This window comes from Amycolatopsis albidoflavus (assembly GCF_039525725.1).
Classification (GTDB): Bacteria; Actinomycetota; Actinomycetes; order Mycobacteriales; family Pseudonocardiaceae; genus Amycolatopsis; species Amycolatopsis albidoflava.
Map to the genome: position 1 here is coordinate 50,192 of NZ_BAAAHV010000015.1, position 15,916 is coordinate 66,107.

Genomic DNA, 15,916 nt, shown 5'->3' on the forward strand with positions numbered 1-15,916 from the left:
AGCGTACGCTTAGCGCCGCTGCCGAACGCTTTCTCGACGATGAGGAGATCCCCCGTGACCGCTTCCCGTGTGGCCATCGTGACCGGAGCCGGCCGTGGCATCGGCGCCGCCGTAGCCCGCCGCCTCGCTTCCGACGGGTTCGCCGTCGGCCTGCTGGACCTCGACGAGGCCGGGGTCAAGCAAGGCGCGGAGGCGATCGTCGCCGACGGCGGCCGCGCGGTCGGCGTCGCGCTGGACGTCAGCGACGCCGGGCAGGTCGAGGCCGCGGTGACCCGCGTGGCCGAGGAGCTCGGCGCGCCGACCGTGCTGATCAACAACGCCGGCATCACCCGCGACAACCTGCTGTTCAAGATGACCGAACAGGACTGGGACTCGGTGCTGAACGTGCACCTGCGCGGTTCGTTCCTGATGACCCGCGAGGTGCAGAAGTACCAGACACAGGAGAAGTGGGGCCGGATCGTCAACCTGTCCAGCACTTCCGCGCTGGGCAACCGCGGGCAGGTCAACTACTCCGCGGCCAAGGCGGGCATGCAGGGCTTCACCAAGACGCTGGCGATCGAACTGGGCAAGTTCGGCGTCACCGCCAACGCGATCGCGCCCGGGTTCATCGCCACCGACATGACCGCGGCGACCGCCGAGCGCGTCGGCATGAGCTTCGAAGACTTCAAGGCCGCGGCCGCCTCCCAGATCCCGGTGCAGCGCGTCGGCACGCCCGAGGACATCGCGAACGTCGCGTCGTTCCTGGTCAGCGAGGGCGCGGGATTCGTGTCCGGCCAGGTCATCTACGTCGCCGGCGGACCGAAGGACTGATCGCGATGCGCGTGTTCTCCGACGTCGCCGAACTCGCCGAAGCGGTCGGCAAGCCCTTGGGCACGAGCGAATGGCACACCGTCTCCCAGGAGCAGGTGCAGCTGTTCGCCGACGCCACCGGCGACCACCAGTGGATCCACCTCGACGCCGAAAAGGCCGCAGCGGGCCCGTTCGGCACGACCATCGCGCACGGGTTCCTCACGCTGTCGCTGATCCCGTCGTTCCTGCCGGAGATCTACCGGGTCGAGGGCCTGAAGATGGGCATCAACTACGGCCTCAACAAGGTGCGGTTCCCGCAGCCGGTGAAGGTGGGCTCGCGGGTGCGCGGGACCGCCGAGCTGGTCGAGCTGACCGACGTGCCCGGCGGCAAACAGGCCGTCGTGCGCTGGACCGTCGAAATCGAGGGCGAGGACAAACCCGCCTGCGTCGCCGAGATGATTTCCCGGCTCATCCTCTGAACCCCTTGACCTCGCACGAACTGGAGTCCTTCCGATGACCGAAACCGACCCGCCCGGCCTCGATCTGGCGAGGCTGCGCGCCCATCTCGACCGCGAGCGGCCCGGGCTCGTCTCCGGCGCCCTCGCCGCGGACGTGGTGCAGGGCGGGCGGTCCAACCTCACCTATCTCGTCACGGACGGCACGCGGCGCTGGGTCGTGCGCCGTCCGCCGCTCGGGCACGTGCTGCCGACCGCGCACGACATGCGGCGCGAGTTCCGCGTGATGAGCGGGCTGGCCGGAACTCCGGTGCCGGTGCCGGAAACCGTTCTGCTGTGCGAAGACGCGGACGTGCTCGGCGCGCAGTTCTACGTGATGGAGTTCGTCGAGGGCACGCCGTACCGGACCGCCGACGAGCTGGAGCAGCTCGGCCCGCAGCGCACGAGGGCGATCGCCGATTCGCTGGTGGACACGCTGGTCGACCTGCACGCGGTCGATCCGGAGGCGGTCGGGCTCGGCGATTTCGGCCGTCCGGAAGGATTTCTGGAACGCCAGCTGCGCCGGTGGAAGAAGCAGCTCGACGGTTCGCGCAGCCGCGACCTGCCCGGCGCGGACCGGCTGCACGACCAGCTCGCCGCGGCGATCCCGGCGTCCGGACCGCCCGCCATCGTGCACGGCGACTACCGGCTGGACAACGTGCTCGTCGACGGGGACGACCGGATCACCGCGGTGCTGGACTGGGAGATGTCCACGCTCGGCGACCCGCTCACCGACCTCGGCCTGATGATCACCTACGCGCAGCGGGACCAGCTCTCGCTGCCGATGGTGTCCAACGCCAGCAGCGCGCCCGGCTACCCGGACACCGACGAGACGATCGCCCGCTACGCGCAGCGTTCCGGCCGCGATCTGTCCGCGCTGAACTGGTACGTGAGCTTCGCGTACTTCAAGCTCGCGGTGATCCTCGAAGGCATCTACTTCCGTTTCCAGCAAGGCAAAACCGTCGGCGAGGGCTTCGACCAGATCGGCGCCGCCGTCGCCCCCCTGATCGAGCAGGGCAGCAAGACGCTCACCAAGGAGAACTGATGGACTTCGCGTTCGACGCCCGTACCGAGGAACTGCGCGGGCAGCTGCTCGAATTCATGGATTCGCACGTCTACCCCGCCGAGGCCGTGTTCCACGAGCAGCTGGCCGCGCGCACCGATCCGTGGTCGCCGCCGCCGGTCGTCGACGAGCTGAAGGCCGAAGCACGCAAGCGCGGGCTGTGGAACTTCTTCCTGCCCGGCGACCACGGCGCGGGGCTGACCAACCTGCAGTACGCGCCGCTCGCCGAGATCACCGGCCGCAGCCCGCACCTCGCGCCCGCCGCGGTGAACTGCGCCGCGCCGGACACCGGGAACATGGAAGTGCTGACCATGTTCGGCAGCGAGCAGCAGCGCAAGCAGTGGCTGGAACCGTTGCTGGCCGGGGAGATCCGCTCCGCGTTCGCGATGACCGAACCCGACGTGGCGTCGTCGGACGCGCGCAACATCGCGACGAGCATCCGCCTCGAGGGCGACGAGTACGTGATCAACGGGCGCAAGTGGTACATCACCGGCGCGATGAACCCGAACTGCAAGGTCTTCATCGTCATGGGCAAGACCGATCCGGACGCGCCGGCGCACAAGCAGCAGAGCATGATCCTGGTCCCACGCGACACTCCGGGCCTGACCGTCGTGCGCGGCATGCAGGTGTTCGGCTACACCGACGGTGATCACGGCGGGCACGCCGAGGTGCTGTTCGAGGACGTGCGGGTGCCGGCGGAAAACCTGATCGCCGACGAGGGTTCCGGGTTCGCCATCGCGCAGGCCCGCCTCGGGCCCGGCCGCATCCACCACTGCATGCGCGCGATCGGCATGGCGGAGCGGGCGCTGGAGGCGATGTGCCGCCGTACGTTGTCGCGCGAAACGTTCGGCCGTCCGATCGCTGATTCGGGCGTGGTGCAGGACTGGATCGCCGAGGCGCGCGTGCGGATCGAACAGCAGCGGTTGCTGGTGCTGAAGACCGCGTGGCTGATGGACACCGTCGGCAACCAGGGCGCGCACACCGAGATCCAGGCGATCAAGATCTCCACTCCGCTGGCCGTCGAATGGATCCTGGACAAGGCGATCCAGGCGCACGGCGCGGGCGGCGTTTCGCAGGACTTCCCGCTGGCGGAGATCTGGGCCGGGGTGCGCACGCTGCGGCTCGCCGACGGTCCGGACGAGGTGCACAAGCGGTCGCTGGCGCGGCGCGAGCTGAAGAAGTACCGGACGGAGGCGGGCAAGTGACCGCCGAGGAACTGCGGGCGCAGGTCGCCGCTTTCCTTGCCGCGCATGATCCTTCTTCGTTGTCCACAGTGGACTTCCTGCGCGCTCGCTTCGACGCCGGGCTCGCCTGGGTGCATTTCCCTGAAGGCCTTGGCGGGCAAGGCGCTCCGCGTGCGTTGCAGGGCGAGGTCGAGGCCGCGTTCGCCGCCGCTGGCGCACCGGACAACAACCCGCGCCGGATCCTGATCGGGCTCGGCATGGCCGCGCCGACGATCCTCGCGTTCGGCACCGAGGAGCAGAAGAAGCGCTACCTCCGTCCACTGTGGACCGGCGAGGAGGTGTGGTGCCAGCTGTTCAGCGAACCCGGCGCGGGTTCCGACCTCGCCGCGCTGGCCACGCGCGCGGTCCGAGACGGCGACGACTGGGTCGTGACCGGGCAGAAGGTGTGGACGTCCAGCGCGCATCTCGCGCAGTGGGCCATCCTCGTCACCCGCACCGACCCGGACGTGCCGAAACATCAGGGCATGACGTACTTCCTGTGCGACATGACCGCGCCCGGGGTCGAGGTCCGGCCGCTGCGGCAGATCACCGGCGAGGCGGAGTTCAACGAGGTTTTCCTTACTGAGGTGCGGATTCCGGACTCGCAGCGAATCGGCGCGGTCGGCGAGGGCTGGAAGGTCGCGCAGACGACGCTGATGAACGAGCGCGTCGCGATCGGCGGCACCGCGATGCCGCGCGAGGGCGGCATGATCGGGCTCGTCGCGAAGACCTGGCGGGACCGTCCCGAACTGCGGACGCCGGAACTGCGCGACCGGCTCGTGCAGCATTGGGTCGAAGCCGAATCGCTGCGGCTGGCCGGAGAGCGGCAGCGGCAGCAGCTCGCGGTCGGCGCGCCCGGCCCGGAGGGTTCGGCGATGAAGGTGGCGTTCGCCGAGCTGAACCAGGAGCTGTCCGGGCTGGAGCTGGAACTGCTCGGCGAGGAGGGCCTGCGCTACAGCGACTGGACGATGCGCCGTCCGGAACAGGTCGACTTCTTCGGCCGCGACGCCGGGTACCGGTACTTGCGCGCCAAGGGAAACTCGATCGAAGGCGGTACCTCGGAGGTGCTGCGGAACATCATCTCCGAACGCGTGCTGGGGCTGCCGTCCGAGCCGCGGGTGGACAAGGACGTCGCCTGGAAGGACCTGCCGCGATGAGCACGCCGGACCTGCTGTACTCGGAGGTGGAAGAGGACCTGCGGTCCTCGGTGCGGGCGCTGCTGACCGACCGCGCCGGGCCGACGGCTCTGCTGGCGCGGGTCGAGACGGACGCGCCGTACGACCTCGCCCTGTGGAAGACCCTGGCCGCCGATCTCGGCACGGCCGGGCTGATGGTGCCGGAATCCCTTGGCGGACACGGGGCTTCGACGCGCGAGGTCGCGGTCGTCATGGAGGAACTGGGCCGGAGCGTCGCGCCGGTGCCTTATCTGGGCAGTGCGGTGCTCGCGACTGCCGCGTTGCTGGCCGCGGGCTCGGAGCTGCTGCCCCAGCTCGCTTCCGGCTCGGTGATCGGCGCGCTGGCGGTGCCTTTGTCGACTGCTCCGGGTTCCGCTTTCCCTGCCGCGGTTTCTTTTCTCGACGGAACCTTGACCGGGCGAGTGTCCACAGTGGCCGATGCTTCGGTCGCCGATCTGCTGATCGTTCCGGCTGTCGGTCCTGCTGGCCCTGGCCTTTACGCCGTGGACGCTTCCGCGGCGACCGTGACCGAGGCCGTGTCGCTGGACCTGACGCGGCGGGTGGCCGATGTGACCCTGGATTCCGCTGCGGCACAGGTGATTTGCACTGGCTCGGCCGCTGCGGAGGCTTTGGAGGCCGCTTTGACCACCGCGGCCGGGCTGCTGGCTTCGGAGCAAACCGGGATCACCGAGTGGGCGTTGACCGAGACTGTGACTTATCTGAAGGGGCGGTACCAATTCGGCCGTCCGGTCGGGGGTTTTCAGTCGCTGAAGCACCGGTTGGCGAACCTGTACACGGAACTGGTGAACGCGCGCGCGACGGCCCGGTACGCGGCGGATGCGCTGGCGACCGGGAACGACGTGCCGATCGCGGTGGCAGTCGCGCAGGCACGGGTGTCGCCGATCGCGGTGCGCGCGGCCGAGGAAGCTGTTCAGCTGCACGGCGGGATCGGGATGACGTGGGAACATCCGGCGCATCTTTATCTCAAGCGGGCCAAGAGCGATCAGATCGCGTTCGGCACGCCGGGGCGGCATCGGGCTCGGCTGGCTGATCTGGTGGATCTGCCTGCTTGACGTTTTTTGTCGGTGGCCGGGGTTACGGTGGCTGGCATGTCCGTTACCCCGGATTGGGCCTATGAGCGGCCTGAAGTCCATCCCCCGGACCCGACGTGGGCGTCGCGGGGCTCCGCATTGTGCGCGGAGCTCACGCGACTGCTCTCTCCATGGCTTGCCGCTGGACAGGTAGAGCACGTCGGCTCGACAGCGGTGCCCGGTTTGGCGGCCAAACCGGTGCTCGACGTGATGGCCTCGATGCGGGATCTCTCAACGGAAACAGTCTCGGCGGTAGTGCCGGTGCTTTCCGCGGGCGGGTGGTGTTTTGTGCCGCCGGAGCTGGATGTCGCCGCGCCATGGCGACGGTTCTTCGTCCTGCCGGACGCGGCGGGACGGCGGCGGGTGGCGCATCTGCATCTGCTTCCGGAGGGACATCCGAGGTGGCAAGCACAGCTGAAATTCCGGGACGCTCTGCGGGCGGATCCGGGGTTGGCTGAGGAGTATGCCGAGGTGAAGCGGCGACTGGCCGGGGAGGTGACCGATCGGGAGGAATACACCGCTGGAAAGACGGACTTCGTGCGGCGAGCGCTGGGCGGCTGATGGGGCCATCCGCGGCGGCCGGTACCGGTCTTGCCGTTCGAGCCACGTCGGACCCGGCACGGTCGCGCCCCCACCGCGCGACCGTGACCGGCTTCCTTGCGCCACGTTCGTACCCCGGGCCTCTTCATCCTGGAACGACCACGGCGCGGGGGCCTGTGGCTGCTGCCCAGCCGTGCTCCGTGCGGGAGGCTGGCTGCGGCGCGAATCGTCTGGTCCGCTCCAGTTCGGTCGTTCCTGCTGCCCCCGCAAGCGACTTTCTGACGCGAAGCCGCCGCGTAGGGACCCGCCGCTGCCAGGTTCCCCGGCTGACCGGGTCTCCTGGCAGGTGACGACGAGGCCGCACCCCTCGGAACGGCGGCCTCGTCGCCAAGCTCAAACGCGGGCTCAGACCGGGTCGGGGCAGGTCGGGTTGGGTTGGCCCGTCCCCGCCAGGACGGCCCAGCCAGGCCCGGTCAAGTCGCCCAAGCCCGGTCAACCTCGCCAGGCCGACCCCGCCCGGCCAGGTCGGCCCCTGCCTCACCTCGCCAGAACGGCCCTGCCAGGCTCGGTCAATGCGGCCCAGCCAGACCCCGATCAGGTCAGCCCAGCCCGGTCAACCTCGCCAGGCCGACCCCGCCCGGCCAGGTCGGCCCCTGCCTGGCCCCGCCAGAACGGCCCAGCCAAGCCCGGTCAATGCGGCCCAGCCAGACCCCGATCAGGTCAGCCCAGCCCGGTCAACCTCGCCAGGCCGACCCCGCCCGGCCAGGTCGGCCCCTGCCTGGCCCCGCCAGAACGGCCCAGCTAGGCCCGGTCAGATCAGGTCGGCCCAGCCCGGTCAGCCTGACCAGGTCGGCCCCGTCCGGTCGGGTCAGCCTCTCCAGGTCAGGTCGACCCCGCCCGGCCAGGTCAACCCCGCCCGGCCAGCCCCGCCAGGTCGGGTCGGCCTCCTCCTAGCCAGGCCAGCCAGGCCAGGTCTCGTCAGGTCGGGTCAGCCTGTCCAAACCAGGCCAGCCAGGCCAGGCCGACCAGCCCAGGTCTGAGCCGAATCAGCCGTGGTACCCGGCCACGATCTTCGTGAACGCGTACTTCGGCTGCGAGATTCCGCTGCACTCCCCGCCGCCCGAGCAGTCCCGGTTGGTCGCCCAGAAGGTGAAGCGGCCCAGGTGATGGCCGGCCGCGTAGTCGCGGATCGCGGTGAAGTCCGCCACCGAGACGACCTCGCCCGCGTTGTCCGTCTTGCCGTTCATCGACGACAGGCCCGCGTGCCGGTACGCCGTGGCGCTGTCCCAGCCGAAGGTCGACTTCAGCTGGCCCACGAGACCGTCCACCGCGGACTTCGTCTTGCCCGCCATGTCGCCGCCGCTGGAGAAGTCGAACGGCATCACCGACCACACGTCCACCGGCGCGCCGATCGCCTTCGCCTGCTTGATCAGCCGCTTGCCCCAGTCGTTCGGGCCGGACGTCTCGGTCCCGATGGTGATCACGACGCGCACGCCCGGGTTCTTCTGCTTCGTGATCTTGACCGCGTTCAGGATCCGGTCCTGCACGGTCGCGTTCTCGAACTCGTCGGTGTTCTCGATGTCGAGGTCGATCGCCTTGAGCCCGTACGCGTCGATCACCTTCTGGTACGCCCCAGCCAGCGCGCTGGCCGACGAGCATTTCGCGCCCAGTTTCGTGCCGGACCAGCCGCCGAAGGACGGGATGACGTCGCCGCCCGCGTCGCGGATGCTCTTGATCAGGGTTTTGTCCGAACCGGTCAGCGAACGGTCGCCGTCCCATTTCGGGTTGCACGAGCCGTCGGACAGCATGAACGCGAGCGTGAACGTCTTGATCCCGGTCGCGGACATCGCCGCCGACGCGCTGGTCTGCCCCGCCCACTGGTACAGGTACGGCGAAGCGAGAACCGGGTCCGGAGCGGCCGCGAGCCGCGGAACGGACGCGGGCTCGGGTGCGGCCGTGGCCACCCCGGCCGCGGTCGCGAGAGCCGCCCCTGCCGCCGCCGCGAGCGCGGCCAGCCGACGCACTGATTTCATCGTGTTCCTCCCACGAGCACCACGGAACACCTCCGGTTTGAGGCGGCGGGATCAACCCGGGAGGAGTGCACCCGGAAGGGTGCCGTCACACACTGGACTAGACCAAATCAGCGTGTCAAGAGCCGCAGCCCGAACGGCGCACCGGGCCGGAAACGGTGTGCCGCGCCAGGTTTGTCCCCCGGCCGGGTGGGGCCGAACGTCAGGTGCGGCCGGCGGCGGTCTCGTCGCCGAGCCCGTCGGAGAAGTCGTGGTCCCGGGTTTCCGGCAAGCCGAGAACACACAGGAAACTGAGCACCCCGAGCGCGACCAGCACCAGCGAAACCGGCACCGTCGAACCCGTCGACGCCCAGAGGTTTGTCGAAATCAACGGCACGACCCCGCCGCCGATCACCCCGGCGAGGCTGTACGCGATCGACGCGCCGGAATACCGGTACCGCACCCGGAACAGCTCCGGCAGGAACGCGCCCATCGGCCCGTACAGCATCGCGAAACACGCCAGGCCGCCGACGAACCCGAGCGTCAGCAGCACCGGATTTCCCGTCTGCAGCAAGGCGAACAGCGGAAACGCCCACACCACCACGGACACCGCGGCCGCCGCGCTCAGCCGCCGGCGGCCCCACTGGTCGGACTTCATCGCGAACACCAGCGTCGCCACGCCCATCACCGTGGCCGCGATGAGCAGGCCGATCAGGACAGTCGTGCGCGGGATGCCGAGGGTGGTCGTCGCCATCGAAAGGCAGAACGTCGTGACAGTATAGAAAAGCGCGTGCGCGAGCACGAACGACAACGTCGACAGCACCAAAACCCGCGGCTGTTTCCGGAGCAGTTCGAACAGCGGGACTTTCGCCTGTTCGGCCTTGTCCAAAGCAGCCTGGAAAACCGGCGTCTCGGCGATCTTGATCCGGATGTAGAACCCGACGGCCAGCAGCACCGCGGAGAACAGGAACGGCAGCCGCCAGCCCCAGGACAGGAACTCGGCCGTCGGGAGCACCGCGTCCAGCACCAGGAACAGCAGGTTGCCCAGCACGAATCCGATGGCCGGACCGAGCTGCGGGAACGCCGAGTACAGCCCGCGCTTCCCCGGCGGCGCGTACTCGGTCGACATCAGCACCGCGCCGCCCCATTCCCCGCCGAGGCCGATGCCCTGCACGAAACGCAGCACTACCAGCAGAATCGGCGACCAGAGGCCGAGCGTGCCGTACCCCGGGACCAGTCCGACGGCCACTGTGGACAGTCCCATCACCAGCAAAGACGTGACCAGCATGGACTTGCGGCCGATCCGGTCGCCCCAGTGTCCGAAAAGGACCGCGCCGACCGGGCGCGCGACGAAACCGACCGCGAAGGTGCCGAGCGAGGCCAGCACCCCGGCGGTCGAGGAGAACGTCGGAAAGAACACCTTCCCGAACACCAGCGCCGCCGCGGTTCCGTAAATGTAGAAATCGTAGAACTCGATGGCGGTGCCGATGAAACTGGCGGTGGCGATGCGCGACACGTCGGCCCGCGCGGGTGCGGTCATTCCGGCTCCCTGTGCTCCCCTGCGGCCCCGTGCCGCCCGAGGGAGGGTATCGGGTCACGCGTCGCCGGGCAGTTCCTCCATTTTGCGCTGCAGCTTGTTCATCCCGCCGAGCCAGCGGTCGGTTTGGGTGGCGCGCAAGGCGTAGAAGTCGGCGACCTCGGCGTGCGGCAGCACCAGGAACCGGTTCTCGGCGATGGCGGCGAACAGCGCGTCAGCCACCTGCGGCGGGTCGATCGCGGACGCGCCCATCAGCAGTTTGCCGCGTTCTCCGGTCTCCTCCAGCATCGCGGTGCGCACCCCCTGCGGGCAGATCGCGTGCACGCTGATCCCGCGATGCCGATAGGTGGCAGACAGCCATTCCGCGAACGCCAGCGCGCCGTGCTTGGTCACCGAATACGGCGCCGAGCCAAGGCTGGTGAGCACGCCCGCCGCGGACACCGTCGCGATGAATCGGCCCTCGCCGCGCTCCAGCCACTCCGGCAGCAGCAGCCGGGCCGCGCGGACGTGCGCCATCACGTTCACGTCCCACGCCAGCGACCACGCGTCCTCGTCGGCATTGGCGTCGCCGAACGGCGCTACCCCGGCGTTGGCACAGAAAATGTCGATGTCACCGAGCGTTTCACGGGCCGCGGCGATCAGGTCCGCCACGCCGGATTCGCTTGCCACGTCACCGGCGAACGCCGTACCGCCGACCTCCGCCGCGACTTCGGCCGCGCGGTCGCCGTCAAGGTCCGCGACGACGATGCGAGCACCGTCCGCCGCGAACCGACGCGCCAGCGCCGCCCCGATCCCGCCGCCACCGCCGGTGATGACGACCCCGGCGCTCACAGACCGCCGCCGAGCGTCACGCCGCCGTCGAGAACGACCGTCTGCCCGGTCATCCAGCCCGCTTCGCCGGACAGCAGGAACGCCACCGCGCCCGCGATGTCCTCCGGCACGCCGAGCCGCTTCAGCGGATACGCCGCCGCGACCTCTTCTTCGCGACCCTCGTAAAGCGCGGTCGCGAACTGCGTCTTGACCACCGCCGGAGCCACCGCGTTCACCCGGATCTTCGGCCCGAGTTCGCCGCCGAGTTCCTGGGTGAGCCGGATCAGCGCGGCCTTGCTGACGCCGTACATCCCGATGCCCGGCGAGGTGCGGATGCCCGCGATCGAGGCGACGTTGACCACCGACCCGCCGTGCTCGCCCATCCACGCGTCCCGCGCGACGCGGATCCACGACAGCGGCGCGACCACGTTCACCGCGAAGATCTTGGCCGCCGCGGCCGGGTCGATGTCCACCATCGGGCCGTAAACCGGGTTGATGCCGGTGTTGTTGACCAGCATGTCGAGACTGCCGAACTTCTCGACCGCGGCGGCGACCGCCTCCTGCTGGTGCGCGGCGTCGTCGGCCTTGCCGGGCACCGCGACCGCGACGTCCGGCCCGCCGAGCTGCTCAACGGCCTCAGCGAGCGGCTCCGGCTTGCGCGCGGTGATGACCACCTTGGCCCCGCGCTCGACAAGCCCCTTCGCGATGGCCAGCCCGATCCCTCGGCTGGCCCCGGTGACCAGGGCAACGCGATCCTTGAACGACTCCACCACACCGTCTCCTTGTCCGCCGCTGGACAGCTATCGCTAAGCGGTTGCTTAGTCGCAGGATAACGGCGCGGCTCCCGAATGCAACCGCGGGAGGCGACATCGGCGGTCACAACACGGCGAGTCAACGGGGTCGACCGTGCGTATCCGCCGGGACCGCGTCGTCCGCGACCGAGGTCTGCCGAGACAGCCTCGACACTCCAGCCGAAGCAGCGCTCGCCCGAACCCTCCACAACGCCAACTCGGCGATATCACCGCATCCGACATCGAGCAACTGGACGAAACGCAGTCAATCCGCTTTGCTCTTAGCCCAGTCCCAATCGGGATCTCGAGAAAATCTCGCGAGGACCTCTTCGAATTCTATGAGCTCGTCGAAATCCGTGTCCACAAGGCCGGAGAGACCGCTCAGCACAACCTGCAGGAGCGGGCGAATGCACGAAACCTTCGAATACTCGATAGCGACCGGCGCGACCGACCCGAATCGTTCGACGAGTTCCGATTTCTCATAGTCGTAGTAATCATCCAGAACGTCATCGGAGAAATCGACGCCGAAACTACAGTCTCCCGCCAAGAGATGGTCGAAAATTTCACCATTCTTATAGAGTCCCGCTCCGCGCAATCGAGCCTCAAGTTTCTTGCGCGTATCCGGGTCGCACAAAAGCACTATGATCGGCCGCACAGCAACCCTCCTCCTACTGGCCTCAGCAATCCAATAATGAAAAAGGAAGGTACACGATCACGAGGTAGTCAGCGAGGCCCGATCAACCCGCTGCTCGTATCCAGCAGCCACCTGGCACTCTGCTGCCTCGCCGGACGAATGGTCGCCACCGACACGCAACGGGTATTCGTCATGCTCGCGCCCCTGGCAATCGGCGTGGTCGCGGTTACTCTCGACAACCAGCGCAGCGACATCCGGCGTTTCCTCGTCGGCCTTCTCGCCTTCCTCTACATCGCGCTTAACCTGCGAATCGTGCCCGACGAGACGAAATTCCTGGTCGGAATCTGCGGCCTCATTGTCTTCGCCGTTCTGATCTATTCGCAGTCCTGGCTCCCGCGAGACCGTTCAAAGACAGTCGCAGGACCACTGCGCCGCCCCTAGCGCAACTGGTCCAGGGTGCGCTCGACGTTGCGGCGAGTAGCCAGCGCGGCGGCCTCCGCGTCACCGGCCTCGATCGCGGCTAGGAGGCCGTGGTGGGCCTCGTGCAGCTCGTCCATGCTCACCTCGGCGGCGTCCAGGGTGGTGACGTCGGCGGAGACCGCGCGCATGGCGTCCAGGAAGGAGTCGAACACGTCGATCAGCACCGGGTTGTGCGCGGCCAGCACGACTGCCCGGTGGAAGGCGAGGTCGGCGTCGAGCAGTTCGGGGAGCGAACCGGCCCGGTCGCGAGCCGCCAGTGCCTCGCGGAGCGCCTTGAGGTCGGCGGCGGTGCGGCGGGTCGCGGCCAGGCTGCCCGCCTCGACTTCCAGCGCGACGCGGACCTCGTACACGTCGATCGCCGCGGCCGTGCGCAGCTTCCGGTCCAAATCGGACAGTGGGGTGGCCGAGGCGACGTAGGTGCCCGAGCCCTGCTGGGAGTACAGCTGACCGGCGGAGATCAGAGCCCGGACCGCCTCCCTCGCGGTGGACCGGCCGACGCCGAGCAGCTTGCTCAACTCGACCTCGTTGGGCAGTTTGGCCCCGACCGGCCACTCGCCCTCGCCGATCAGCCTGCGCAGCTCCGCCGTCGCCGCGTCGACCAAGGAGGTTCGCTGCACCGACCGGACCGTCATGTCGCATTCCTCTCTCCGCCTGGCGTCCGGCAATCTATCAGGTCACCAGCTCCTCAGATGAATCCAAAGACGGCTGAACAGGCAGGACGCGGTCGCGCAGCCGGATGCCGAACAGCACGGCGACGCAGAACACCGCGAGCACCGAGCCGAGGGTGAACCGCAACCCCTCGGAGTCGGCCAGCCAGCCGAACAGCGGCGAGGTCAGCCCGCCGACCGACATGGCCAGGCCGAGAGTCAGCCCGCTGGCGGTGCCGGGCCTCGTGGGCAGGTAGTCCTGCGCGAGGGTCACCTGGTTGGCGAACGGCAGGAACATCGCCAGCCCCAGCAGCACGGTGCTGAGTTCCAGCACGGGATAGCTCGGGCTGAGCACCACTCCGGCCAGCGCCGGAACGCCAAGGAGGTACCCGGCCCTGATCGGCGTCAAGCGGCCGAACCGGTCGCCGAGCCACCCGCCGAGCACAGTGCCCGCGGCACCGGCCAGCGTGAACGAGGTCAGCGTGACCGCCGCGGCGGCGGTCGAGGCGTGCAGTTCGCGAATCGCGTACAGCGAAAGCAGCGAACTCACTGTCACGTAAGGGATCGACCACCCGACAGTCGCCGCGACCAGCCTGCCGAAGGCCCGCCAGTCATCCGAGATGTCTACAGTGGACTCACTAGCCGCGCTTCCGGTGACGCCAAGCGCATTGCGACGATTGAGCAGCCACAGCAACGCCATCACCACAGCCGGGATCGCCAGCAAATAAGTCCCCGAAAGGCCGAGCGAACCGACGACCGCGGTGACGAGCGCGGGAGCGAGCGAACTGCCCAGCGTGCCGCCCACCGAGAACAGGCTCATGGCCCGCTGCGACCTGCCGCCCGCCGCACGGGCCTGATTGGTGGCGGGCGGATGGTAAGCGGCCACCCCGATTCCGGCGATGGCGACGCAGATCCACGTGGCCAGGTACCCGTCCGCGAAACCGGCTCCGGCGATCCCGGCGGCGGCCACGAGGAAACCGAGCGGCGCCAGCCAGGAGCGCCCGGACCGGTCCACGATCATCCCGAACACCGGTTGCACCACACTGGACAAACCCGTTGCGGCCAAAGCGATTCCGGACACCGCCGCGTAACTGTAGTGGCGCTCGCTCATCATGAACGGCAGCAGCGCGGGCACTGCCCCTTGGTACAGGTCGTTGACGACATGGGTCCCGGTCAGGAAACCCAGTTGGGCCTTCTTCATCGCTTCGCCCTCTCCAGTTGTGCCGCAACGGAAATGAGGGTCGCCTCGGCGCCGTAGCGTCCGGTGAGCAGCACGCCGACGGGCAGCCCGCCGGGAGTCCGGAGCGCCGGGACGGTCAGCGACGGCTGGCCGGTGATGTTGGCCAGCGGGGTCAGCGGATGAAACTCCAGCATGTTCTCGAAGGTCTGCGCGGGATCGTCGTCGACGAGACCGCCCACCAGCGGCGGCAACGCGGCCGTGGCGGAACTGACGACCACGTCGAACCGGTCGTAGCGGGAGGCGATCCGGCGAGCGGCGGCCTGCATCGACACCAGCGCGGACATGAACGTCACCGCGTCGTAGCCCCGGGCCTTCTCCCGCAGCCAGCGGGTCAGCGGCAGCAGGTCCTGCTCCCGCTCGGCGGGAACCGGCACCGAGCAGGCGAGCAGCGACCACACGACGGCGAACTCCTCGCGATAGTCGTCCGGATCCGTCGGCTCGGCGTACGCCACGTCGTGTCCCAGATCCGCTAGCAGCGCGACGGTGTCTTCGCACGCCCGCCGGCACCACGGGTCGTCGCTCTCCGGTCCCCGGAGCACGCCGATCCGCAGCCGGCCGGGGTCGCGCTCGGCGCTGCTCGCGAAGTGCCCGGCCGGCACCGGAGGCAATTGGTGGGTGTCGCCGGGGCGCGCGGTACTCATCGCGTCCAGCAGCAGTGCGGCATCCGCGACCGTGCGGGCGATCGGACCCGCGGTGGCGAGCCCGGCCGAATCCGGGCCGGGTGCGGAGCTCACTCTGCCTCTGGTCGGCTTGATCCCCACCAAACCGCAGCACGCGGCCGGGATCCGCACCGAGCCGCCGCCGTCGCTGCCGTGCGCCGCCGGAGCAAGTCCCGCCGCGACCGAGGCGGCCGCCCCGCCGCTGGATCCGCCCGCGGTACGGGCGAGGTCGTGCGGATTGCGGGCCGGGCCGAACACCGTCTCGGTGTAGGAGGAGCAGCCGAACTCGGCCGCGTTCGTCTTGCCCAGCACCACCATGCCCGCCCGGCGCAACTGCGTCACGACCGCCGCGTCCACCTCGGCGACCCGATCCGCGAAGACCGCCGATCCCGCCGTGTACCGGAGGCCTTTCACCGGACACGTGTCCTTCACCGAAACCGGCACCCCGCACAACACCGGCAGGTCCTGCGCGCCCGACCGGACCAGCGCCTCCGCCTCGCGCGCGGCCGCGAGCGCCCCCTCGTGGTCCACGGCGAGGTAAGCGCCGATCCGGTCGTTGTCGCGGTCGATCCGGGCCAGGTACTCCTCGGTGAGCTCCACCGGAGACACCTCGCGCGCCCGTACCGCCGCCGCCAGCTCGGCCAGCGTCAGATCGCTCATCTCAACTCCTCATGTCATCTGAGGACTTGGACGGTAACCGAGGCTTCAGTGTTAGGCAACCCTTACCGAGCCGA

The 15,916-nt window shown here is 69.1% G+C and carries 16 protein-coding genes; 8 read left to right on the plus strand and 8 right to left on the minus strand.

Going from position 1 to position 15,916, the window contains the following annotated elements:
* The first annotated feature begins 39 nt into the window (after positions 1–39).
* From fabG to ABD156_RS24900, 7 genes are read left to right on the plus strand one after another with little or no spacing between them, the layout of a single operon-like run.
* A complete protein-coding gene (gene fabG, locus ABD156_RS24870; protein ID WP_116203018.1) occupies positions 40–810 on the plus strand; it encodes a 3-oxoacyl-ACP reductase FabG in 771 nt (256 codons plus the stop codon).
* Between the two features lie 5 nt (positions 811–815).
* Positions 816–1,268, plus strand: a complete 453-nt coding sequence (locus tag ABD156_RS24875; RefSeq protein WP_344278282.1) for a MaoC family dehydratase — start codon at positions 816–818, stop codon at positions 1,266–1,268.
* A gap of 34 nt (positions 1,269–1,302) precedes the next feature.
* On the plus strand, positions 1,303–2,328 hold the full coding sequence (locus ABD156_RS24880) for a phosphotransferase family protein (RefSeq protein ID WP_344278285.1): 1,026 nt from the start codon (positions 1,303–1,305) through the stop codon (positions 2,326–2,328).
* Complete coding sequence (locus ABD156_RS24885) at positions 2,328–3,551, plus strand: acyl-CoA dehydrogenase family protein (RefSeq protein WP_344278288.1); 1,224 nt, start codon at positions 2,328–2,330, stop codon at positions 3,549–3,551. The genes ABD156_RS24880 and ABD156_RS24885 overlap by 1 nt, the downstream gene beginning before the upstream one ends.
* On the plus strand, positions 3,548–4,726 hold the full coding sequence (locus ABD156_RS24890; RefSeq protein ID WP_344278291.1) for an acyl-CoA dehydrogenase family protein: 1,179 nt from the start codon (positions 3,548–3,550) through the stop codon (positions 4,724–4,726). Before ABD156_RS24885 ends, ABD156_RS24890 begins: the two co-directional genes overlap by 4 nt.
* Complete coding sequence (locus ABD156_RS24895; RefSeq protein WP_344278294.1) at positions 4,723–5,817, plus strand: acyl-CoA dehydrogenase family protein; 1,095 nt, start codon at positions 4,723–4,725, stop codon at positions 5,815–5,817. Before ABD156_RS24890 ends, ABD156_RS24895 begins: the two co-directional genes overlap by 4 nt.
* Positions 5,818–5,853: 36 nt before the next feature.
* On the plus strand, positions 5,854–6,396 hold the full coding sequence (locus ABD156_RS24900) for a GrpB family protein (RefSeq protein ID WP_344278297.1): 543 nt from the start codon (positions 5,854–5,856) through the stop codon (positions 6,394–6,396).
* 1,025 nt (positions 6,397–7,421) lie between these two features.
* Here the strand turns inward: ABD156_RS24900 and ABD156_RS24905 are convergent.
* The 5 genes from ABD156_RS24905 to ABD156_RS24925 form a co-directional block, all read right to left on the minus strand.
* The gene (locus ABD156_RS24905) at positions 7,422–8,408 is read right to left on the minus strand and encodes a chitinase (RefSeq protein WP_344278300.1); all 987 of its coding nucleotides are present in this window, start codon (positions 8,406–8,408) and stop codon (positions 7,422–7,424) included.
* Positions 8,409–8,607: 199 nt separating this feature from the next.
* Positions 8,608–9,924: an MFS transporter gene (locus tag ABD156_RS24910; protein WP_344278302.1), complete on the minus strand. Its 1,317-nt coding sequence runs from the start codon at positions 9,922–9,924 to the stop codon at positions 8,608–8,610.
* Between the two features lie 54 nt (positions 9,925–9,978).
* On the minus strand, positions 9,979–10,752 hold the full coding sequence (locus ABD156_RS24915; protein WP_344278305.1) for an SDR family oxidoreductase: 774 nt from the start codon (positions 10,750–10,752) through the stop codon (positions 9,979–9,981).
* On the minus strand, positions 10,749–11,501 hold the full coding sequence (locus ABD156_RS24920) for an SDR family oxidoreductase (RefSeq protein ID WP_344278308.1): 753 nt from the start codon (positions 11,499–11,501) through the stop codon (positions 10,749–10,751). The genes ABD156_RS24915 and ABD156_RS24920 overlap by 4 nt, the downstream gene beginning before the upstream one ends.
* 286 nt (positions 11,502–11,787) lie before the next feature.
* A complete protein-coding gene (locus ABD156_RS24925; protein WP_344278310.1) occupies positions 11,788–12,177 on the minus strand; it encodes a hypothetical protein in 390 nt (129 codons plus the stop codon).
* Between the two features lie 36 nt (positions 12,178–12,213).
* Between ABD156_RS24925 and ABD156_RS24930 the strand changes: the two genes are divergently transcribed.
* Entirely contained in the window at positions 12,214–12,597 is a 384-nt protein-coding gene (locus ABD156_RS24930; RefSeq protein WP_344278313.1) for a hypothetical protein, read from the plus strand.
* Here the strand turns inward: ABD156_RS24930 and ABD156_RS24935 are convergent.
* From ABD156_RS24935 to ABD156_RS24945, 3 genes are read right to left on the minus strand one after another with little or no spacing between them, the layout of a single operon-like run.
* The gene (locus tag ABD156_RS24935) at positions 12,594–13,268 is read right to left on the minus strand and encodes a FadR/GntR family transcriptional regulator (protein WP_344278316.1); all 675 of its coding nucleotides are present in this window, start codon (positions 13,266–13,268) and stop codon (positions 12,594–12,596) included. The genes ABD156_RS24930 and ABD156_RS24935 overlap by 4 nt on opposite strands.
* Positions 13,269–13,305: 37 nt before the next feature.
* A complete protein-coding gene (locus tag ABD156_RS24940; RefSeq protein WP_344278319.1) occupies positions 13,306–14,484 on the minus strand; it encodes an MFS transporter in 1,179 nt (392 codons plus the stop codon).
* Positions 14,481–15,842, minus strand: coding sequence for an amidase (locus ABD156_RS24945; protein WP_344278322.1), 1,362 nt, complete (start codon positions 15,840–15,842; stop codon positions 14,481–14,483). The genes ABD156_RS24940 and ABD156_RS24945 overlap by 4 nt, the downstream gene beginning before the upstream one ends.
* Positions 15,843–15,916 lie beyond the last annotated feature (74 nt).

Bases quoted from the DNA above. Each gene is read 5' to 3' on its own strand.
- fabG (WP_116203018.1), top strand. From the start codon at position 40: ATGAGGAGATCCCCCGTGACCGCTTCCCGTGTGGCCATCGTGACCGGA.
- ABD156_RS24875 (WP_344278282.1), top strand. From the start codon at position 816: ATGCGCGTGTTCTCCGACGTCGCCGAACTCGCCGAAGCGGTCGGCAAG.
- ABD156_RS24880 (WP_344278285.1), top strand. From the start codon at position 1,303: ATGACCGAAACCGACCCGCCCGGCCTCGATCTGGCGAGGCTGCGCGCC.
- ABD156_RS24885 (WP_344278288.1), top strand. From the start codon at position 2,328: ATGGACTTCGCGTTCGACGCCCGTACCGAGGAACTGCGCGGGCAGCTG.
- ABD156_RS24895 (WP_344278294.1), top strand. From the start codon at position 4,723: ATGAGCACGCCGGACCTGCTGTACTCGGAGGTGGAAGAGGACCTGCGG.
- ABD156_RS24900 (WP_344278297.1), top strand. From the start codon at position 5,854: ATGTCCGTTACCCCGGATTGGGCCTATGAGCGGCCTGAAGTCCATCCC.
- ABD156_RS24905 (WP_344278300.1), bottom strand. From the start codon at position 8,408: ATGAAATCAGTGCGTCGGCTGGCCGCGCTCGCGGCGGCGGCAGGGGCG.
- ABD156_RS24910 (WP_344278302.1), bottom strand. From the start codon at position 9,924: ATGACCGCACCCGCGCGGGCCGACGTGTCGCGCATCGCCACCGCCAGT.
- ABD156_RS24930 (WP_344278313.1), top strand. From the start codon at position 12,214: ATGAAAAAGGAAGGTACACGATCACGAGGTAGTCAGCGAGGCCCGATC.
- ABD156_RS24935 (WP_344278316.1), bottom strand. From the start codon at position 13,268: ATGACGGTCCGGTCGGTGCAGCGAACCTCCTTGGTCGACGCGGCGACG.
- ABD156_RS24940 (WP_344278319.1), bottom strand. From the start codon at position 14,484: ATGAAGAAGGCCCAACTGGGTTTCCTGACCGGGACCCATGTCGTCAAC.
- ABD156_RS24945 (WP_344278322.1), bottom strand. From the start codon at position 15,842: ATGAGCGATCTGACGCTGGCCGAGCTGGCGGCGGCGGTACGGGCGCGC.